This window comes from Lysinibacillus sp. Ag94 (assembly GCF_023242215.1).
Taxonomy (GTDB): domain Bacteria; phylum Bacillota; class Bacilli; order Bacillales_A; family Planococcaceae; genus Lysinibacillus.
Genome location: NZ_CP096780.1, coordinates 2,625,871 through 2,648,129, shown reverse-complemented (window position 1 = coordinate 2,648,129; position 22,259 = coordinate 2,625,871). Strand labels below are relative to the sequence as shown.

Genomic DNA, 22,259 nt, shown 5'->3' with positions numbered 1-22,259 from the left:
ATTCTTTTCCACGCTATAATTGAACATATACTGTAAATGGACAAAGGGTGGCAATCAAATGACATATAATCATAAAGAAAAAGATATATTGTATCCAGATGGTACATTAATGTATCGTGGCGGCGTGAAGAAAAATGACTTTGGACATGACATATATGATGGAAAAGGTACGCTATTTGACCAAGAAGGGGAGCTGTTATTCGAGGGGGAATTCACCAATCATATGAAGCAAGGTAATGGCATTATGTATTTAAAAGGTCAAATGATTTATCAGGGCGAATTTATTCAAAATAAAAAACAAGGTAATGGTATTTTATATAAGGATGGTCAAGTATATTACGAGGGACATTTTCGTAATGATTTAATGGATGGTTACGGGATTTTGTATTATGAGGAAGATGCTATTGCTCCATTTAAAGAGCTTCGTACCAAGTATCCGCATTTAAATCAGCCGCAATATGAAGGAGATTTTGTCCATGGCATGAAGAAGGGCAAGGGAAAACAATACTATCCAAGTGGTTTTTTACAATATGAAGGTGATTTTATCTGGAACCATATGCAAGGTGCCGGAAAGCTTTACTTCACACCAGAATCGCCAAGTGCTGAGGAACTTGCAAATGGTGTAACAACGCTTCAATATGAAGGTTATTTCTTTGAGGATATGAAACATGGGAAAGGTAAGAACAATTCTCGTCAAGGTGTGCTAGTATCGGAGGGGCAGTTTAAAGAGGATGCTATGACGGGACATGGTACTCTTTACTATACTAATGGACAGGCATCCTATATCGGAGAACTTGTAAATGGAAAAAAGCACGGTCGAGGAGATTATTTCAATGAAGAGGGGAAAATTATTTATAGCGGTGAATTTATTAATGGTGAACGTTTACGAATAACACCAGAAATAGAGCGAGAAATTGAAAAATTACAGAAGCAGCTGGATGGACTTGTAGGACTTCCAAATGCCAAAAAGGAATTACATAATCTTATTAACTTCATTAAAATTCAAAGCTTGCGTGTCGACCATGGTTTAACAAGCTTCCCAATCACCTATCATCTAGTGTTCTCTGGAAATCCAGGTACAGGAAAAACAACAGTGGCACGTATTATAGGCCAAATATATAAACATCTTGGTGTACTCTCAAGCGGGCATTTTGTGGAAACAGATCGTGCAGGTTTAGTAGCAGGATATGTTGGTCAGACGGCTTTGAAGGTCCAAGAAGTAGTAAATAAAGCAAAGGGCGGCGTGCTTTTTATAGATGAAGCCTATTCACTAGTTAATGATAAACAGGACGCTTTTGGTAAAGAAGCGATTGATAGTCTATTAAAGTCGATGGAGGATTTACGCGATGATTTAGTTGTGATCGTTGCTGGTTATACAGAGCTTATGGAGGAATTTTTACTTGCCAATCCAGGTTTTAAATCACGCTTCAATCATTTTGTGCAGTTTGATAATTTTAGCACGGATGAGCTTTATGATATTTTTGCCATGCTATGTAAAAATAATGATTACGAGTATGGTGACGTATTTGCACATCATATGAAGGAACAATTGCATCAAATTCCAGTCGAATCTATTCCAAACTTTTCGAACGGTCGCTATATCCGAAACCTATTTGAAAAGCTCGTGACTATTCAGTCAAACCGCTTAATTCAACAGAAAACTATCACAAAAGAAGAATTAATGGAGTTTACAGAGAAAGATATTTTACAAGGCATTGCAGAAAATCTATTTGATAATACATTTTAACTTCTTTCAGCAAATGTCCGCAGAGGAACTCAGTCTAAGAAAACGTCAAGCCCTTTGGCAATTTATCTGTGCGAAAGCGAAGCACGACAGCAACAACACATGACTGAAGTGACCAACTTCGTGCTGCAGCGCTTCGCTTTCGCGCAAAAAACATATGCTGCTGTCGCTTCGCTTTCGCGCAAAAAACATATGCAGGTCAAACCACAAAGCCGATTCTGGACGCAATTATGCCGAGGCATAATTAATAAGTGGCATTAAGGTCAAGTAATTAAAAAACTTGGCATTAGCTGTGATTAAATAAAGAAAAGTGATTTGAAATAGGAATGTAACCAAAAACAGTGGTGAAATGTCAACCGAAAAAAACATCATAATTGGAAATTTCTAAGCACACTACGAGGGAGATTAAAGATGAAAAAACTTTTAGCAATTATAATAGTAAGTGCCTGTATTTTACCAAGGGTAATGCCTATAAATATAACGATTAACAATAACATTAAAGTTCATAAAGGTAAATAAATCGAATAATTGACAAAAAATGAAATTGATAGTAATCTAACGTAAAACATACGCTAACGTATCTTACTGGAGAGATGACATGCAATTAACAAGAGAAGATTGGATAAAAGCAGGATTACAACAATTAGCTGATGAAGGAATACATAAAGTTCGCATCGAAGCACTTGCTCGACTGCTAAAAATAAGTAAAGGTAGCTTTTATCACTATTTTCGTGACCATCAAGAGCTGTTAGATTCTATGGTCGACTATTGGGAAATACATGCGACAAAGCTGATTGTTCAAAGTATGGAGCAACAGGATGCCTCGTTGGAACAGCTATTACGAATTAGTTTTAATCGAGATAAAAAAATGGAGATTGGTATTTATACTTGGGCAAAATATGATCCTGTTGTTGCAGAACGCTTAGTGAATATTGAGGAACAAAGAATCTCGTGTGTTGCGAAATTATATCAAAAAAAGGGCATCGACAAAGCTGAATCGATTGATAGAGCGAGACTTGCCTATTTAACGTATGTAGGATGGATGACAAGATTTGAAGAAAATCCTAATTTTGATATTGATAAAATGGTAATACTTTTAACTTCTTTCAGCGGTTCGCCAAATATTTCGCTGAAATAGGGGAACTCAGTTTAAGAACGTCACGTCCCTTGGCATTTATCTGTTGCTACGGTGACACTACGCTTTCGCACAAAAAACATCCTGCCGAAGCAAAATTGATTATTCGATATTAAATGTCCCTAATAAGGTTTTAAAACCTGAAGGGACAAAATTTTTACTATAAACATACGTATGTGTATGTTTTGTTTGAATTAAAACAGTGGGGGGCGAAAAAATGACATTACTTTTAATATTAGTAGCTGAAGGGCTTCTGTGGTTTATCAGTTCGTTGCATATTTATTGGGCTTTTGGAGGTCGTTGGGGTTCTGCCGCTGCTATCCCTGTAAAAGAAGGAGAGTATAGACCTGCTTTTGCTCCTAAAAAATGGGGAACATTATTCGTAGCTATTCTTATTCTACTGGCTAGTGCCATTATTGTTGTTCAAGGAGGTTATTTGCTGGGGTTCCAAGCAAATAGTTTATCTAAAATCGGAAGTATTGTTTGTGCTTTCGTTTTCATTATTAGGGCAATTGGTGATTTTAAGTATGTTGGATTTTTAAAAAAAATAAAACACTCACAGTTTGCTAAATACGATACTTGGCTTTACAGTCCATTATGTCTGTTTTTTGGATTTGTTTATATTATTCTATTGTTATAGCAGCTAGCTTTTAAGCCTTCATTTAATGTTACTTTTATAGGTGAATCTAGGGCTCATCATCAAAAGTTGTGGAAGACATTTGTTAAAACATATGAAATGTATATAGGCTGATCTTTATGCCGGCTGGGCGACTCCTTGGGGATTGGCGAAAGCATCACATCCTATGAAAACGCCGGTGCTGTCGCTTCTCTTTTACACAGATAATGCGCCCAGTCGGAACGGAAATCAAAGTTATGGTGATGAGGCGAATTTAGTATCATATTGATATATTTGGTTTTTTTGTAAATATATTCAATATATGTCTATGTACAACTCATTCGTACCCTGAACAATTTAGTTGCACCCTTAGGATTGGTAAAATATTTAAATAACTGAAGTTGGATTTGTTTTAAAAAATTTCTCAAAAAAGCGCGAGCACTCAACTATTTTAAAAATTGAGTTCTCACGCGCTTAAATTTATTGACCAGTTATATCCCAGCTTCTTTAAAGTTGTTTAATCCTTTCAGGTATAAACATTAGTTTGCAATTTGTGTTTTCTTAAACACTGACATCAATGCCACAACAGCTAATGAAGCAATTCCTAGGCAGAATAATAAAAATCCAAGTGGAATCAAGAAGAAAGGTTCTACTAAAGTGCCGTCTGCAGCTACTTTACTACCAATGATAGCTTTTGCAATTAAGCAGATTACCCCTAAAAGAATTGGTATAGATGTAATTACGTATTTCATTTTCATAATAATCCCTCCATTAATTAATTCAATCATTTTTTATATTCCAAGATATCACCCGGTTGACAGTCTAATACTTCACATATTTTTTCTAATGTTGAAAATTTAATTGCTTTTGCTTTCCCATTTTTTAAAATTGAGACGTTTGCCATTGTGATACCCAGTTTTTCTGATAGTTCTGTAACACTCATTTTTCTTTTAGCTAGCATTACATCAAGATTAACTATGATGCCCATGTTACACCTCAAATCGTTAATTCGTTATCTTGTTTAATTTTACTAGCTTTACCCATTAAATAAGAAAGTAAAGAAGTAAATACAGAAATAACTACTGCAAAAAATAGGATTAGCAAAAGAACCATTAAAAGATTTGTATTGTAGTGCCCACTAATAAATACATAAAGTAGTGCAATAAGATATAAAACTCCTTCTGTCATTGCTAAAACACTTACACGCTTTAACCTTCTTGCATTTTTTACTGTAAAATCGTTTCCTATATTTATGTCTGAACAGATTCTCCAGCCTATACATAAAGCATAAAAGTAAGGTAGTCCAGTTATCCAAATAAAAGCAATGAACGGTTTATATAACTCATTTAAGGGGTAAGAATCTAACAATATATTCTTCCCTGTTTCTGGTGCGACATAGACACAGAACAATAAACCAAATATCCAGCAGAAAAAAATAATTATTTTTAACCACTTTGCTAATTCCTTTTGTTTCATGATTCACCGCCTTCTCAACATTGACCTTTAATTTTATCCATCAATTATTTTGATTTTTGAAAATTGAGAGAAACCAATAAACAATATTAAAACAATTCTATCAAGACTCTTACCTACATTAATATCTGAACAGATCCTAATGGCATAAAGCATAAAAGTAATTGTATACTTGTTACCTTTTGTTAATGACTCACTAACTTCTCAACTTTCTAAAATCATAATAACCAAAGGCACATCCTTAGTCAATATTTTTTTATCGTAAAACGATAAAGTTTTATTGCTTTACTATAAATCGTCATTTCCTGATTTGTTAAATTGTTATTTAGCCATTTTTTATTATAAAGCACTTATTTATGCGAAGAGAGCAGCTAGTAAAATAAATTCGCTACCCGAAAAACCTTGTCATGATTATATTAAAATCACCTTAGAGCTGGTATGTAATAATTTTCCTATTGCCAAAATAAAAACCGAGTTCTAATGGCTGTGAGTATAAACTTTTCGTAACCTTCTCTGTAATACAAAAAAGATTCTTTTCGTTATTCCTTTCGGGCTATCGAACAAATACATCAAATCAATGCTATATTCATTACATTTCTATCATTAAAAAGTTCTTATTTTCTTTAATATTATGCCAAGGCACATTCCAGATGAAATATTTTATAATGTAGGGCGTATATGTAAGATAAAGTAAAAAAATTATGAAAGGGGTCTTATTAAGCTGAAGAGTACTTTAAGTCAATCGACAATGGACGACCTAGTTGCTCAGGCACTCGAAAAGAAGAATATTACGAGTGTTGTTTTATGTGTAAAAAAAGGTGATAACTCATTTTCACATGTGTCTAGTGCAGGTAATATGGCAGTAGATACTCCATATTATTTAGCAAGTGTCACGAAATTATATATTACAACGAGTATTTTAAAATTAAGGATGGAAAATAAGGTGGATTTAGAGGACAAAATTTCAGAATATCTTCCTAAAAGTGTAGTAAGCCGCATTCATGTCTTGAAAGATATTGATTATTCATATGAAATAACAATCAAACATTTAATGTCTAATACTTCAGGCATTCCAGATTATTTTACTTCTGATGTTTTTTTAGAACTTATAGCAGGTAAGGATCAATTATGGACTTTTGAAAAAACTGTACAATCAGTGAAAAAAATGAAACCTAAATTTAAGCCTGGGCAAAAGGGGAAAGTGCATTATTCTGATACAAATTATCAGTTTTTAGGAGAAATTATTAAAGAAATTACTGGCAAATCTATTCAAGAAGTATTCAAAGAATTTATTTTTGATGTATTGAATCTTCAGCATACCTATGTATATGAGAACATCAATGACAAAACGCCTTTACCATTAACTTACAAATCGAAACAACTTCAAATCCCACAATATATGTCTTCAATACCAGCAGAAGGTGGTATTGTATCGACAGCGCAAGAATCCATGGTTTTTCTAACAGCTTTTATAAATGGTCAACTTTTTCCCAAAAAAGACTTCGATGAGTTAATGGAAAATTGGAATTTCTTGCTTTTACCTGGGCAATTTTATTATGGTGTGGGGATAGCTAAGCAGCCAATCTCATTGTGTTCCTTTAAAAATGGATTAATAGGGCATTGGGGACAATCCGGTGCTTTTGCTTTTTATTATCCACAAAAAGATTTGTATTTCACGGGAACAGTCAATCAAATTACCGGTCATAGCGTAGCCGGTCGTTTAATTTCGAAAATTATCAAATATTTTTAGTAAATCCCAAAAAAGAAATAATCACCTTGTTCTTAACCCCAAAAAGTAAAAATAATTTACACGACAAACCGTCTCCTCAGTATTACACTGAGGTTTTTTTGTTTCCCTTTTCACTTCAAAATTGTCGAAACCTTCTCCAGCAACTAAAAAGGTTCAAATGATGGCACAATTAATCAAAATCTGGGGATGGATTTCGGCACTACCCTACATAACGTAAAATAAAAGAAGCTAAAATATATTTTGATAAGCAAAAAAGAAGGTTAATAATAAAATTTCAAGTGGGGTCAATGGAATTGTGAATACGACAATATTTTCAGCATTAAGGATTGGTGCTTAATGGAAACAAGGATTTATAAAACAGAAGAAATGGAAAATCCATGTATTATCATTAATATATAATAAGGGGTTTTAGTATAGAAACAGTAAATAAATTACATATCAATTTAATGGAAATTAAAGAGTTACTTAAAGAAAACAAAAGAGAAAATTGGTTTGATCCAGAGGACCGTCAATATTGTTGGAGTCCTCTATTAATTGGATAAAAAGAGATAAACAAGGGCTGTTATATCTAAAATCATTTATTAGTAAGGGTATAATGTTTAAAACATCTAAAGTGTGCTTATTAATTTATATAGCACTTGGTAGGGCAAATAAAAGAGCAGAATTGCAATATCTTTTGAAAACAAATGGATACAAAGAAAAGCATAAATTGTTTGATGAACATTTATATAATAAAAATAACTAGGGTACGACTAGGTTGTGTATAGTTTAAACATAGTTAAATTTTCAGAGTACGATTAAGTTGTAAAAATTATTTTTTTAATGATGTAGAAATGAGTGTTGGTGCGTCTTTACGGTACGATTAAGTTGTATGGACACAATATAATGAATAGACAGTGACTGATGTAGAGGATGATATCACTATGCTTCTTCCAAGATGATAAATTCTAATTTTCAGTGGTCGTAATTATTGAAAAAGTTGTGAAGAAAAAGAAGTTTGAGCATAACAACCGTGTAATACGGGTTCTTTGCGTGAACACGCAAAAATGATGCGTGTGTAAACCTAAAATGGACGGAAGATACGGATTCTGTTGACAGTGAAGTCCGCTATGATCAAGGAGCGTACTAAGAAATTAACGCTCATTTTGAGAGGGGTTTTATTATGTCCGTGGTTTACCGTAAATTCGTCGATTTTTTCAACTTGTCCGATCCGACTTATGTCCAGTTCGTCCGAAAGTTTGAAGCCAAAACAAAGAAAGGAATCGCTTTCTACTTGTTTCTTGGCTTGTTGCCCGGTCTGATTGCATATGTATTCATCTATCCGCTTCGCGAGTCGATGATGGCATGGACCGGTTTATCGTCTCATTATGTGCAGTTATATGTGCTCATCCTATTGAGCGCCGGCTGGCATATGCTCGTTCCTTTCCTAATGCTACGTTACAAGGACGGACTTTCATTCAAGGAGTCGCTCGTATATTTAGGCTTCGCCAGACTTGATCTGAAAGGGTTGCTACTTGTATTTCCGATTTTGACGATGTTGTTCACGCTTTTATCGTTGCCTTATGTAAAATACGTCTATCCCCCATTGTTTGAATGGCTGAATGGATTCCCAGCTTTCCATATGGGTGAATGGCATGTTTTTTATCAAGGATATTACGACCCGAACTTTCCGTTTCTGATACTGCTAATGGGCCTAATCGGCAACTTTATCGGCGAGGAAATTTATTTTCGAGGTTATTTGTTACGTAAAGTTGGACGCCTCAAACATGATTGGTTATGGATAGCGATCATTTTTCAGTTTTATCACATGTGGCAAGTACCCATCAATTGGGCGTACGTTCCATTAGCTGTAATTATCCCGGAAGAAATTTTAGTTAAGTTACGCAAAAATATTTATGGCGCTATCCTGTTACATCTGTTCGTGAATTTTTTGTGGGGGATGATTAATATGTATTTAGTCGGCGTGCGATAAACTCTAGCTTGTCGTAGCTTAGGTTTTTGCTCGATTTATTGATTTTTTAAGAGTAAAACACTCGAAGGGGGGTGATGCAATTTGCCGGAAATTGCACGGAAATACAATTTGGCGGTATACAGTTCAGCTTTGTTATTTCTGCTTGTTGGGGTTTATATACATGCTACGACATTAAAGAACCCATATACTGGTTTAATGTTCCGTGAAGATGGGGGCACGTGGGTCATCGCATCCATTGATCCTGCCGGCAAGGCGAGAGAATGGGACGTCCGCATCGGTGACAAACTCCTGTCGGTTGGCGGTCAACAGCCGGAATTAATGAAGCTCGGTGATCGTGCTTATCTGAAACGATTGGGGGTACTTCAATTTGAGCGCGGGAATTTGGTTCGCTTCGAATTGCGCAGCGAACCGGGGATGACGGATGTGTATAAGAGTTTGTTTGCAGCCTGCGCGGAGCTAGCTCTGCTCGTTATCGGACTGGCAGCTTATCGGAACAAGCCCGAATCCTATATGGTTCGCCGTTTTTATGCACTGAACGTATTCATGGCGGCGACGCTACTATCGGTTTATTCGACAGAGACGGTGCTTACTGGATTGATATTGCCTGTCGTGACAAGTTGGTTGCCTTACTTGTTGTTTGCTTTCTTCATTGCCTTTGTGTTCCGCACGGTCCCTAATTGGATAAGTTCACTAATGGCAGCCTACAGGGTACTGGCAGCCTTATTCTCCGTGTACGTCCTACTTGTTTTCTCGCTTGGAACCATCCCGGGGTGGACACGGAGCGCTCTTCATACCGCGCTGATTAGCATATTACTTGCCATAATCGTCATTGCTGTCGTATATTGGCGCGCGATGGATCGCGCTGAAAGAAACCGGTTGCTGACATTTGTTACCGCGCTGACATTTGGTTTGATGCCGTTTCTGTTTCTATACGCGCTCCCAGACCTGCTATGGGGGGAATACATAGCGTTGCCGGAAATGACATTGGTAGGTCTTATTGTCCTACCAGCTTCCATACTAGCATTGTGGGCTAGACAGAAGCTGCTCGACATCCGCTTCTATCTTCCCAGTTTAGCTATTCATGGTTTGTATGTAGGACTTGTGATAATCCTAATTGCCGCGCTTATCCGTTCAAATGCTTCTCTGACAACACTTACATTGTGCGGCGCGTTCGTTATTCTTACACTGCTACATCGCTTCAATCTTGACAACTTCAAACGTCAGCGAGAGAAACGGAAAGATTGTCTGGATCGTCAGCGGCTGGAGATGTCTATTAAACTCGCCGAGCATCGCAATAGCCGTGATCTACTGCGAATGCCTGTAGAGCTTATTCATAGCGTGACAGACATTGAGGGTCTTTGCTTTGTCTGGAATCGGGGAAGTGAGGCTATTACGTACGGAACAGGGCCATTTACCGAAATGCAGGAGTTAACCAATTTTGGTCAATTTAACACGAATGTTTTTGAACAAGTGATAGATCTTATGCAGCCCGACGGAACGATAATTGGCTATTTGGTGCTTGGTCCCAAAAAAAATAATACGTCCTTTACACCAGAAGAGCTTGGCTTAATCGACAAAGTAAGGCTGGAAACCGTTCGTCTGCTGATGGGAGCTGCCTTACTCGACGAACTACGAGGAGCGAGAAGTGGGTTACCAATGAAAACCTCAGAATACAGATTACTAGAGGCACAGCAAGCAGAGCGAGTTCGTATGTCATATTATTTGCATGATCATGTTTTACAGAATCTAATCTTTCTTGCACGCGATTTGGAAGAATTACACGATACAGACCGAAGTGACAAGCAATTGACCGCCGTCTGGTTAAAATGTTTGTATGATACGCAACGCGACATCCGAATGCTGTGCGATGATTTATACCCGCATATCATCGATCAGGCAGGCTTAGATGCGGCTCTGCTCTGGCTTGCACGTATAGTTAAGGAGAACGGTGACCTAACCATCAAGCTGGAAAACAAACTGCCAGAGACATTGTCTTCGTTGTACAAAATGACGTTATTCCGCATTGTGCGAGAGCTGGCCAATAATACAGTCAAACATGCGAGAGCACAGAAGCTGGAGATTCGGTTATGGGAAAAAGATGATGCGTTTTGCGGACAGATTAGCGATGACGGCATTGGATTCGATCCAGCAAATATGAGCGGTGTTCGGACCGATTCTCAAGGATTCGGACTTGTCACAATCAGCAGTCAAGTTGCGCAATTTGGAGGAGACATCGAAATTGACTCGGAAGCTGGACGTGGAACGATTGTCCGCATTAGACTACCGAAACAGAGAGGTGAAGCAAAATATGGAGCAACCGATCAAGGTGCTGCTACTAGATGATCATCCCCTTGTCATGGAGGGATTAAAGAATCGGCTAGAGCGAGAGCAAGATATGTTGGTCGTAGGGACTTTCAGTGAACCCCAAGAGGTGCTAAAACGTATCGGTACATTAAAGCCAGACGTCGCCGTTATTGACATTTCGATGCCAAGTATGACGGGATTTGACTTGGCGATAGAAATAAAGCGGACTTACGATATGGCAATCAAGTTGATCGTGCTGTCAGGTTATGTCTACGATGAATATGTGCATAAAGCTTATGAGATAGGAATTCACGCTTATTTATCTAAACAGGCGACCTATCCACAAATTATAAACGCCATTCGGCAGAGTATGCTTGGGTTGCGGCTCGTACCTGAGAAAATGACTACATTACCGAGAGCTGACCAATTGACGCCGACTGAGAAGGCAGTACTAAAGCAAATTGCGTTGGAGAAGACAAATAAAGAAATTGCTAGGGAGTTAGCGATGAGTAAGCGCACTGTAGAGTATCATATGGCGGCTATAAACCGAAAGCTTGATGTCAAGACGAGAGTCGGTGCAGTAGCAAAGGGCTATGAGATGGGATTACTAGAACGCTTATATGACTAGTTTGAGCGCAATGGAAAATACTCCTAACATTATACTGTTGGGGATTGAATGAAACCATTTATATAATTCAACATCCGTATTTTTTGAAGTATGTTCAAGCGAGAGCCAGTTGTCACAAAAAGTGATCTGGCGTTTTTTTATAACCGAATACCTAAATATTCCCATTTTTCGAATAGGCAATACCTATATCAATCTTTTTATTTACCTTACGAAATACACATCTAAGATGGATACATAGAATACATTAAAGGATATGTGAAGGAGGATAGACTATGGCCAAAACTATATTGATAGTTGATGATGATCCGGATATTGTAGATTTGTTAAAGCTTTACTTAAATGCAGAAGGATATATTACATTAGAAGCGTTTGATGGCAAAACAGCTTTCAATCTGTTGAAAAATCAGGCGATTGACCTTGCCATTCTAGATATTATGATGCCAATTATTGATGGTTATCAACTTCTCCAAATGATCCGGCAACAGTATAAAATTCCAGTTATTTTACTTTCTGCCAAAAGTCATGACTACGATAAAATAACAGGACTGAAATTAGGGGCAGATGATTATATTTCGAAACCATTTAGTCCTTTAGAATTGACGGCTAGAATTCAAGCCCAATTACGGAGGTATTATGAATTTAATGAGCCATTATTAGCTCAACAACCCTCTCAGCTAAAGTTGGGTGATTTACTTTTGTCGCACCACGAATGTGTGCTATATATCAAAGACAAACCGATTCCGCTCAGTGCCCGAGAATATGAACTGTTAAAACTCTTGATGAGTGAACCGGGACGCGTCTTTACAAAAAAACAAATTTTTGAACGTGCATGGAATGAATTTTATATAGCTGATGACAATGCAATTATGGTTCAAATCAGCAGACTTCGTGAAAAAATTGAGGAATGCCCAAGGAAACCAGTATATATAAAAACCATTCGCGGCCTCGGTTATCGATTTGCCAAGAAAGATGAGCTGATTCCATGAAATCTCCGAATCGACTTCGGCGCTTATTAGTTATTACATACAGTTATTTCTTCATTACAATTGCACTTATTGCTGCGTTTTCATTGTTTGTATTAAATGAACAGATTCTTAATTATTTTGCGGACATTGCCCATGAAAACGGTACAGTCCTAACATCTGAAACGGATAAGATCATGGATGGCAAAAATCATCAAAACAACGAACAGATCTTTTACAAAATGCTCTTGCAAACGCTTTTGCTTTTTCTCTCTTTATTGATGATTGCTGTTTATATTTTTGGGAAATGGACGGCCTCCAGGCTTACCACTCCACTACGTTCAATTGCAGATGGCATCCAAGATATTGCTCGAGGTCAATATAATAAGCGACTAAAATTTAAAGCAAGTTATGAGCTTGCCCAAATCCAAGATGATTTTAACGCCATGGCAGAACAACTGGAACGAACAGAAAAGGAAAAGCAACATCTAGAAGAGAGCAAGCAACGTATGCTTGTGGATTTATCTCATGATTTAAAGACACCGATTACTACAATTAGAGGGTATATTGAGGCGATGGAATTAGGATTAATTAATGATGAAGAGCGAAGGCAGCGAATTTTACGCATAATTTCTGATAAGGCTGAGCTTGTATCAGAACTCATTGACGACATTTTTGAATTATCTAGACTGGATAGCCCTGATTATCCTTTTGACTTTCAAATAGCTGATATAGCCGAATTCACGAGAGAAATCGCTGCAGAGTATTACGAAGCATTTGCAGAAAAAAATTTTATGTTTCATTTTGAGATTCCTAAAGGTGAAGTCATTTTCCCATTCAACTATACATGGTTATACCGAGCTGTATCTAATATTCTCTCAAATGCATTAAAATATAATTCACCAGGAACAACCGTCCGATTGAAGCTTTTAGCAACGGAAAAAGGGATTGAAATTCATATTCAAGATGACGGGATCGGCATTCCACTAGCAATTAAAGAAAACATATTTGATGCTTTCGTTCGAGGGGATCAGTCACGCAAGAGCGATGGTGGTACAGGGTTAGGACTAGCGATTGCCAAACAAGTTATCGAAAAACATGGTGGAAATATTAAGCTGACAACGAATGGTGAGACGAGTTTTATCCTCTTCTTGCCAAAAAAGTTCTGATTTGTTCTTCAAAAAATATCCAAAAATGAATGTAAGATTATTGAAAGAAAGAAGAAAGCTGGTTGAAAGAGTCATCCTGTAACCTACAATAGAATATTTTGAAATAGATTGTAGGTAGGGGGATTAAAAATTGGGAGTATACAAAAGGAAACTCATTTATTTTGTTAGAAGGCTGTATGCAAAACGAAATTGTATAGAGCCATTGTCATTAGGTTGGAAAGGTGCAGCTATCGCTTTAAGTACGATGGCATTCCTATTGATGTTGAATCAAGGGAGGTTTTTTTTAGATCAGCGTAGTTTAGTAGATTACACGATTGGAATGTTCGTATTTATTTTATCCGTCGTACTAATAAGTGGTTTTATCACTCTTCTATTGCATGGTGTGAAAAAAATTCCTAGTCGATATTTATGGATACTCTTTAGTTCACTAATATTTCTATTGTTCTGCTTTTTTGCTTCTTCTTTGGAAGTAACTATCCTATTTATTCTATTAATTGCGGTTGTTGTTTCTTTGTGGGGAGCATTATTATACAAATGGTTAAAAGGTAGCTATAAAAATGCAAAAAAATATCAAAAAGTTTGCGTCCTCACATGTTTATTTATATTGACTATTGGGATTGGAGCATGGGGTTATTGGTTGATTCATCCCGGGGAAGCGAACACCCCAGTAGTTGTATTAAAGCAGCTGAAAACATCGAAACGGTATGACAATACTTTGCTTAGAAATCCGGCGAAACCGGGCGATTATCTAATTAAAAAGCTCACATATGGCAGTCCGAATACTTATCGAGAAGACTTTAACCAAAAAAATTCTTTGACAACTAAAACAGTAGATGCTAGTGATTTTGTAGAAAAGTGGTCTTCTGTTCGCACGAGAACACTTGGTTTTGGACCTGAGGCAATGCCGTTAAATGGTCAAGTGTGGTACCCAGAAGGGAAAGGAGACTTTCCGTTAGTAATGATCGTTCATGGAAACCATTTAATGAATGATTATTCTGATCCAGGTTACGAATATTTAGGTAACCTTCTTGCAAGTAGGGGCTATATAGTTGTATCCGTAGATGAAAACTTTCTTAATAGTTCTCCCTACGATGATTTATTTTTGGTTAGTCCGCTAAAGAATGAGAATCCAGCGAGAGGATTATTATTGCTGGAGCATTTACAGACGTGGAAAGAATGGAACAGTACTAAAAACAATCCATTTTATCAAAAAGTGGATATGGAACATATTGCACTAATAGGGCATTCTAGAGGTGGAGAAGCAATCGCGATTGCAGCTGCTTTTAACGAAATGCAACACCCACCTAGTAACGGAAATATTCAATTTGATTATAATTTCTCAATCCGATCGCTTATTTCTATTGCTGGAATAGACGGTCAATATATGCCTGCTGGGAAACCACTTCCGTTAAAAAACGTAAACTATTTGGCACTACAAGGGGCGCATGATATGGACGTAAATAGCTTTGATAGCTCTAATCAGCAGTATCGGATTTCCTATACGAATAAAGATGATTATATGAATGCGTCGGTCTATATTTATGGAGCCAATCATGGGCAATTTAATGAAAAATGGGGACGAGGCGATCTAGCTGGCATGGCAAACCAACTTTTTAACCTAAAACAAATTATGCCTCGCGATCAGCAAGAAACCATCACGAAAGTATTGATATCTGCTTTTTTAGATAGTACGTTGAAAGAAAAGAAACAATACAAGGAAATTTTTAAAGATTTAGGCTATGCTAAAGAATGGCTTCCTGACACGCTGTATATTAATAATTACTACGATTCGCAAACATCTTTTATTGCAACGTTTAATGAAGATATTGATCTAAACACGACCACTGTTCCAGGCGGCAAACTGTTCGGCAAGAATTTGAAGGAATGGAAAGAGGAAAAAGTCAAAATGAAAAATGATGAGGCAGATTATAGTGCCGTTCGTTTAGGCTGGAATTCAAAAGACAAATTTTCTCCAGCTTGCTATACAGTAACTCTCCCCAAGAATGGATTAGAGATAGGGCAGAACAGTTCTATCGTATTTTCACTTGCAGATAGTAGAAAGGAAGAAAAAGAGAACAATGAGGAGGAACTAATTGATTTTACAGTTACAGTAGAAGATAGCAATGGCAACCAGGCGAGCCTGCCTCTTAGCTATATAGCCAAATTGACACCTGCCATAAAAGGAAAGTTACTGAAAAAACCTTTTTCCAATATAGGTAATACGACGGAACCAGTGTTTCAACATTATGGATTTTTATTGAACGATTTTAAAGAAGTAAATCCACAGTTTGATCCACTGAAGCTAAATAAGATCCATTTCCAATTTAATTTAACGAAACAAGGGACGATACTAATGAATAATATTGGGATTAGAAATGAAAATATATAAAAATATTAGTAATAGCTAGGGAGAAATTATAGGGGGAAACAATATTGAAGAACCAAACGATATACTTACTCCGTCATGGTGAAACTGAATTTAATACACAAGGGCGATATCAAGGAGAGCTCGATTCTCCATTAACTGAAATGGGTGTACAACAAGTACAACAAAATGCTCTAATGCTAAAAAGTTTAATTGGAGATCCAAATGAATGGAAAATTTTTTCGAGTCCATTAGGCAGAGCTATGCAGAGCACTGAAATAATTTGTGAAACAATTGGATATGATTTGAAGAATGTTGTAAAAGAAGATCGTTTAACTGAGGTGGCTGTGGGACAATGGGCTGGACTAACAACGAAAGAAATTGAAAGTTCTTGGCCCAACCTTCTTCATAACACAGATGTGTATAATTGGTATTTTAATGCGCCAAATGGAGAAGCTTACGACTCAGTAGTGAACAGACTAAGTGCTTGGTTAGAAACTATTCAACATATACCGCAAGTGATTGTTATTTCACATGGTTTAACAGGCCGTATTTTACGAGGAATATATGCAGATTTAATGAAGGAAGATACACTTAAGCTAGAAGTATCTCAGGATGTATTTTTTAAATTAACGAATAAAACAATAACAAAAATATGTTCAGATTTTGATGATTTTTAACTGGGTGTATAGACATCCGCTGAAATAGTGGAACTCAGGCAAAAAACACGTTGCTGCCGCTATGCTTTCGCGCAAAAAACATCTGCCGCTGCCGCTATGCTTTCGCGCAAAAAACATCTGCAGGCCTAAGTACAAAGCCGATTCCGAACGCAATTATGTCAGGGCATAATTAATCTTATTTCTTCAAAAATTCCCTACAGGAATAATCATAAATGCCTCCTATTATAATGTGTGGGGGGCGTTTTTTTTATGAAAAAATTTGTCTTATTTTGTTTTATATGTGCGGTAGCATTCTTTTTTTATTATACGAATCACATAGCAACGGAACAAACGCCAGTAGAGCTACCTTCGTTGCATAGTAAAAATGCTTTATTGCTGAATGAAAAAGGAGACGTATTATTTGAAAAAAATGCAGATGACATTATTTATCCTGCATCATTAACGAAAATTATGACAGCGATTGTTGCTATTGAAATGACTACTGATTTGCAGAAGCAAACCATTGTTAAACCACAAACGATTTCTAAATTTACTGCTCAAAATGCTTCCATGGCGGGCTTTAAGGCAGGAGATTTTGTCACGATAGAGGATTTATTATATGGCACACTGCTTGCTTCTGGGGCGGATGCTACAGGAACACTTGCGGATGCGTTAGCAGGTAGTGAAGAAGCATTTGTAACATTAATGAATAAAAAAGCACAGGAATTAGGGCTGAACGATACCCATTTTGTTAATGCCAGCGGATTACATGATCCTGCTCATGTCTCCAGTGTCCGTGATTTAAGTAAGCTATTTCGTTATGCCATTAAAAATCCTACCTTTTATCAAATTTTGACTTCGAAAAGTTATATAACTCACGTTCCAAATGAATTAACGATAACAAGCTCACTATTGGCAAGAATACCAGTTGGAGAAGGTACAATATTGGGAGGAAAAACGGGCTACACCCCTGAAGCAGGTCTTTGCTTAGCCTCTATTATCGAAAAAGATGGAAAACAATATATTTTCGTGACGACGAATGCGAATGGGCAGGCTTGGACACCACCATTCCATATTGAAGATGCTCTTACTGCGTACGATGCGCTGTAAGAGGAAAAATTATGAAAAGGGGATAACTTTTTTTATCGTTTCAATCGTCTTATTTATAGGGTGCACAGTACAAGTACTTGATAAAGGCTCTTGGGGCCTTTGACAAATGACAGTTGGCAAAATTGCTAACACAGTATTCATACTTGGGGAACAATCGATCATTTTCATTTAAGTGGGGAGGTATTGATTACCAATTGTTTCCATCGTCAAATTGCCAGCGCTACCACAGAGGAATTTTTGATGAAGAAAAAGTGAAAGTTTTTTAGAAAAGCATCAAGAAATAATTTGATAATATGCCGTTCACCCTAGCTACCAAAAACGTTAATTAAGTGATTTTTATGGTTCATCACCAAAAGTTGTGGATGACTTTTGTTAAAACATCTACTATGTAAATAGTTGACCTTCGTTCCGACTGGGCGACTCCTCGGGGATCAGTAATAGAGGAACGAAGGCTAAAAGCATCACATCCTGTGATAACGCCTTCGTGACCAACATCGTGCTGCTGTCGCTACGTTGCACTCACGCTTTCGCGCAAAAAACATCTGTTGGCCCGAGACCATGCAGCGCAGCGGATGTTTTCTGTGCGAAAGCGTAGTGTTAACGTAGCGGCAGCACCAAATGTTTTCTGTAGCGAAAGCGAAGCGTCAGCTACAAATGTTTTGACTGTGCGAAAGCGAAGCGACAGCTACAAATGTTTTGACTGTGCGAAAGCGAAGCGTCAGCTACAAATGTTTTGACTGTGCGAAAGCGAAGCGTCAGCTACAAATGTTTTGACTGTGCGAAAGCGAAGCGTCAGCTACAAATGTTTTCTGTAGCGAAAGCGAAGCGTCAGCTACAAAGCGCCCAGTCGAAACGGAAATCAACCACACGTTTTGAGGATGATCCATTTTTATTCACAAAAACTAGTTGATTTCTACTATTTCCTGGAATAATTTATTAATCTATAATTAGAGTCGAATCCTATACTTTTATGGAAAAAACATATGAGAAAAGACATCTGTGATGAAAAGGGCGGTGTAGAACAATGAAAAAGCTTTTACCCTATGCTATTATTTTGACTTTTTTAATCAGTTTTATATTTGTAGGTAATACTCCTGCAAATGCGGAAGGTACACTAGTTATTCAATCCGTAGCTAAAGACACAACAGTTTATGTAGAACCTTCCGTAGAAAGTGCCGTAATCGGGCAATTAGCGAAGGGTAGTTTTGTAACAGCCACACCAGTAAGTGAGGAATGGACTCGAATTAAAACGCAACAGCTAGAGGGATTTGTAGAAACGGCAGCATTAGTAAGCCTTAAATCCGAAAAATATGTAGTGACGCAAAAAGATGGAACAACTTTATTTACATACCCTAGTCCAAGTGCACAAAAAGCCGGACAAATTTACGAAAATAGTATTATCTTTGTATATGGATCAGCACCTGGAGGTTGGTCATTTATCCAATATGGTCATCAAACAGGTTATGTTGCAACAAATTCTTTAAAGAAACCTGTTGCAACAAAAAAACGAGTAAATGCTACTAACGGCGCTGTGCTTCGTTTAACTGCTAGCCCAAGTGGTGAGGTTCTTGGTACACTTGCCAATAAAACAGTCGTTCAGCAATATACAACGCTAGCAGGCTGGGCCTATGTAGAAGCGGATGAACAACAGGGCTATGTGAAAGCTTCAGAGCTAGCAAATATCCAAATAACGGGTAACAAAGTATACAATAAAGGTGTACCTGTAGCGAAAGGGGAAAAAAAGCGTGTGGCATTAACGTTTGATGATGGGCCAGATGCAAAAGTTACCCCACAAGTTTTAGCAATTTTAAAGAAATATGATGCAAAGGCTACATTTTTTATGGTTGGGCAAAATGTCTCTAAAAATTCAGCAGTCGTAAAGCAAATTTATGAGGCTGGCCATGAAATAGGCAATCATACATGGGACCATGCAAAGTTAACAGCCTTATCGACAGCAAATGTTAAACAAGAGGTTGATCGAACTAACAATGCTATTTATGCTGCAATCGGTCAATATCCAACGGTTTTCCGTCCACCATATGGTGCAACGAATGATAAAGTTCGTTCTGTCATGACGATGCCTTCTATTCTATGGTCAATCGATACGCTAGATTGGAAGCATCGCAATGCTGAGAAAATATTAACGTATGTGAAAGCGTCAGCAAAAGATGGCAGCATTATTTTAATGCATGATATTCATCAAACGACAGCAAATGGTTTAGAAAATGTCATTCTATACTTGCAAAAACAAGGCTACGAATTTGTAACTGTTAGTGAAATATTACAATAATCAATAAGCGAATGGAAAGGCCGTGCAACTGTTAATCAAGACAATTGCACGGCCGCTTATTTTATGAAAGGGAGATGTAAAACACAGAGGTATTAGCTACGAACAGGTCTGCGTCCTTGTGTAGACCGCTTAAAAGTGCGGCTACAAAATAATTCGACCATTACCTGTCTTGTTTATGTTCGTTGATAGTCGTAGTAATGAAGGCACTAAACACAATATCAAAATATACTAAGTTATCAGCATATTATTTGAAATAACAGATACTTATACGTTTGTCTACATTCAATTTATAAAGATTCGGAGGAATAGAAATGACTACTAAAAAGAATCTTTCACAATGCATAAAGATAAGACCTTTAACCCTAGATGATTATGAAGCTGCCTTAAACTGGAGTATGGATGACACTTTTTGTTTAGCCAATGGATGGGAGTTAAATAGAAGTCCCGAAGAACTATATAAATGGTGGCTCAAATGTATTAACAATGTAGCTGAGGATTTTATCCGAATGGGTATTCAGTTTAACGATAGATTAGTTGGATATGCAGATTTAGCCTGTATGAAAGGGAATACTGCTGAATTAGGTATTGCAATTGGTGAAAATAGGCTGTGGGGGAAAGGGATTGGATTTAATTCTGCTCTATGTATGATGGCGTTTGCCACAAAAAAATTAGGAATTACAACTTTTAACGCAGAAACACACGAGGCTAATGTTCGTTCACGAAAAATGCTTGAAAAGATAGGATTTAAAGAAATAAGTAGAGTAGGTAGTGAAAAATATTTTGGCATGAACAGCCAACTAATACAATACGAACTAAATTTATAACAGGGAAACCTCAATTAAAAGGTTTCCCCATATTTTCTTCAGAAATAAACATTAAACTTAAACAGAGCCTTTATTTAAATAAATTGATCGTTGTAATAATAATTGGAATACCGAAGACGTCGATTAAAAACGCTCCTACAATGGGTACAACAAGAAATGCTTTTTGAGATGGGCCGAAACGTTGGACAACTGCTGACATATTGGCCATCGCATTTGGTGTGGCCCCTAAACCGTGACCAGCAAAACCGGCAACCATCACCGCAGCATCGTAATTTTTTCCAAGAAGCTTAAACAAGACAAATATACTAAATAAGACAATGAAGAATACTTGTACAAAAACAATGATGAATAGTGGCAGTGCTAAATCAGCGATTTCCCATAATTTAACACTCATGAGCGCCATTGATAGGAAAACACCTAATGTCACATCGCCGATTAAAGAAATGCTTTTCATGTTAATCGCTTCAGGTTTTATTTTATCCATAATATTGCGCACTAGTACAGCTACAAACATTGCACCGACATAGCCCGGTAGTACGAAGCCAGTAGCTTCTGAGAATAATGTTCCAACATATGTCCCTACAGCCATACAGAACGTAATTATTAATACTTGTGTAAAGAATGAATCGGATGTAATTTGTTCATTTTTATTTTCAAAATCAATTTCTTTTGTTTCTTGCTCATTTGGCGTTAAATTATATTTACCAACTAAGTATTTGACAATCGGGCCACCGATTAAGCCACCAGCCACTAAACCACATGTAGCCGCAGCCGCACCGATTGTCATGGCTGATGAAATACCTAAGTCTTCTAATGTTTGTCCAAATGCTGCAGCGGCACCATGGCCACCTTCCATAGAAACAGCACCAGCCATCATACCGATTAATGGATGAATCCCCATAAGCGATGCAAGAGATACACCAATCACATTTTGCATTAATGCTAAGAAACCACAAGCTAACCAATAAATAATTAATAATTTTCCGCCAAGCTTTACAAGTTTAAAGCTTGCTCCTAAACCAATTGTTGTGAAAAATGTAATCATAAATAAACTTTGTAATGACGTATCAAGCGATATTTCTAATACGCCAGTTGTCTTTAGAATAGTGGCCAACGCGGCGAATAATAAGCCACCAACAACAGGTGCTGGTATACAAAAACGCTTTAAAAAACCGATTTTATTGATGAGCCAGCCGCCCAATGCGAATAGTGCAACTGCTAGAAATACTGTTGTAATTTGATTAATTTCGATCATGAA

18 protein-coding genes are annotated in these 22,259 nt (G+C 37.2%); 14 read left to right on the top strand and 4 right to left on the bottom strand.

Features of this window, described 5'->3' with window-relative positions; translation table 11 throughout:
* Positions 1-58 precede the first annotated feature (58 nt).
* From MY533_RS12205 to MY533_RS12195, 3 genes are all read left to right on the top strand, one after another.
* Entirely contained in the window at positions 59-1,747 is a 1,689-nt protein-coding gene (locus MY533_RS12205; RefSeq protein WP_248716166.1) for an AAA family ATPase, read from the top strand.
* A gap of 595 nt (positions 1,748-2,342) precedes the next feature.
* Positions 2,343-2,882, top strand: coding sequence for a TetR/AcrR family transcriptional regulator (locus MY533_RS12200; protein ID WP_248716165.1), 540 nt, complete (start codon positions 2,343-2,345; stop codon positions 2,880-2,882).
* Between the two features lie 214 nt (positions 2,883-3,096).
* Positions 3,097-3,519 (top strand): DUF3995 domain-containing protein, encoded by a 423-nt coding sequence (locus MY533_RS12195; RefSeq protein ID WP_248716164.1) that lies wholly within the window; start codon positions 3,097-3,099, stop codon positions 3,517-3,519.
* Positions 3,520-4,034: 515 nt separating this feature from the next.
* On the opposite strand, the gene MY533_RS12190 is transcribed toward MY533_RS12195, so the two are convergent.
* From MY533_RS12190 to MY533_RS12180, 3 genes are read right to left on the bottom strand one after another with little or no spacing between them, the layout of a single operon-like run.
* Positions 4,035-4,253 (bottom strand): DUF3955 domain-containing protein, encoded by a 219-nt coding sequence (locus MY533_RS12190; RefSeq protein ID WP_248716163.1) that lies wholly within the window; start codon positions 4,251-4,253, stop codon positions 4,035-4,037.
* Positions 4,254-4,279: 26 nt separating this feature from the next.
* Entirely contained in the window at positions 4,280-4,483 is a 204-nt protein-coding gene (locus tag MY533_RS12185) for a helix-turn-helix domain-containing protein (RefSeq protein ID WP_049667274.1), read from the bottom strand.
* Positions 4,484-4,491: 8 nt separating this feature from the next.
* Positions 4,492-4,971, bottom strand: coding sequence for a DUF2975 domain-containing protein (locus MY533_RS12180; protein WP_248716162.1), 480 nt, complete (start codon positions 4,969-4,971; stop codon positions 4,492-4,494).
* A 745-nt stretch (positions 4,972-5,716) separates the two neighbouring features.
* On the opposite strand from MY533_RS12180, the gene MY533_RS12175 reads away from it, so the two are divergent.
* The 11 genes from MY533_RS12175 (at position 5,717) to MY533_RS12125 (ending at position 21,001) form a co-directional block, all read left to right on the top strand.
* Entirely contained in the window at positions 5,717-6,718 is a 1,002-nt protein-coding gene (locus tag MY533_RS12175; protein ID WP_248716161.1) for a serine hydrolase domain-containing protein, read from the top strand.
* A 1,162-nt stretch (positions 6,719-7,880) separates the two neighbouring features.
* Entirely contained in the window at positions 7,881-8,690 is an 810-nt protein-coding gene (locus MY533_RS12170; RefSeq protein WP_248716160.1) for a CPBP family intramembrane glutamic endopeptidase, read from the top strand.
* An 81-nt stretch (positions 8,691-8,771) separates the two neighbouring features.
* Complete coding sequence (locus tag MY533_RS12165; RefSeq protein ID WP_248716159.1) at positions 8,772-11,033, top strand: sensor histidine kinase; 2,262 nt, start codon at positions 8,772-8,774, stop codon at positions 11,031-11,033.
* Positions 10,999-11,622, top strand: coding sequence for a response regulator transcription factor (locus MY533_RS12160; RefSeq protein WP_248716158.1), 624 nt, complete (start codon positions 10,999-11,001; stop codon positions 11,620-11,622). The genes MY533_RS12165 and MY533_RS12160 overlap by 35 nt, the downstream gene beginning before the upstream one ends.
* A gap of 272 nt (positions 11,623-11,894) precedes the next feature.
* Positions 11,895-12,608 carry a response regulator transcription factor gene (locus MY533_RS12155; protein WP_248716157.1) on the top strand — a complete coding sequence of 238 codons (714 nt, stop codon included), beginning with the start codon at positions 11,895-11,897 and terminating at the stop codon, positions 12,606-12,608.
* Positions 12,605-13,753 (top strand): sensor histidine kinase, encoded by a 1,149-nt coding sequence (locus MY533_RS12150; protein WP_248716156.1) that lies wholly within the window; start codon positions 12,605-12,607, stop codon positions 13,751-13,753. The genes MY533_RS12155 and MY533_RS12150 overlap by 4 nt, the downstream gene beginning before the upstream one ends.
* Positions 13,754-13,883: 130 nt before the next feature.
* Positions 13,884-16,142, top strand: a complete 2,259-nt coding sequence (locus MY533_RS12145) for a poly(ethylene terephthalate) hydrolase family protein (RefSeq protein WP_305883945.1) — start codon at positions 13,884-13,886, stop codon at positions 16,140-16,142.
* 44 nt (positions 16,143-16,186) lie between these two features.
* Complete coding sequence (locus MY533_RS12140) at positions 16,187-16,798, top strand: histidine phosphatase family protein (RefSeq protein WP_248716155.1); 612 nt, start codon at positions 16,187-16,189, stop codon at positions 16,796-16,798.
* A gap of 249 nt (positions 16,799-17,047) precedes the next feature.
* Entirely contained in the window at positions 17,048-17,887 is an 840-nt protein-coding gene (locus MY533_RS12135; protein WP_248716154.1) for a D-alanyl-D-alanine carboxypeptidase family protein, read from the top strand.
* A gap of 1,024 nt (positions 17,888-18,911) precedes the next feature.
* Entirely contained in the window at positions 18,912-20,177 is a 1,266-nt protein-coding gene (locus MY533_RS12130; protein WP_248716153.1) for a polysaccharide deacetylase family protein, read from the top strand.
* 311 nt (positions 20,178-20,488) lie between these two features.
* The gene (locus MY533_RS12125; RefSeq protein ID WP_248716152.1) at positions 20,489-21,001 is read left to right on the top strand and encodes a GNAT family N-acetyltransferase; all 513 of its coding nucleotides are present in this window, start codon (positions 20,489-20,491) and stop codon (positions 20,999-21,001) included.
* 70 nt (positions 21,002-21,071) lie between these two features.
* Here the strand turns inward: MY533_RS12125 and gltS are convergent, their stop codons facing one another.
* Entirely contained in the window at positions 21,072-22,256 is a 1,185-nt protein-coding gene (gltS, locus tag MY533_RS12120) for a sodium/glutamate symporter (RefSeq protein WP_248716151.1), read from the bottom strand.
* Positions 22,257-22,259 lie beyond the last annotated feature (3 nt).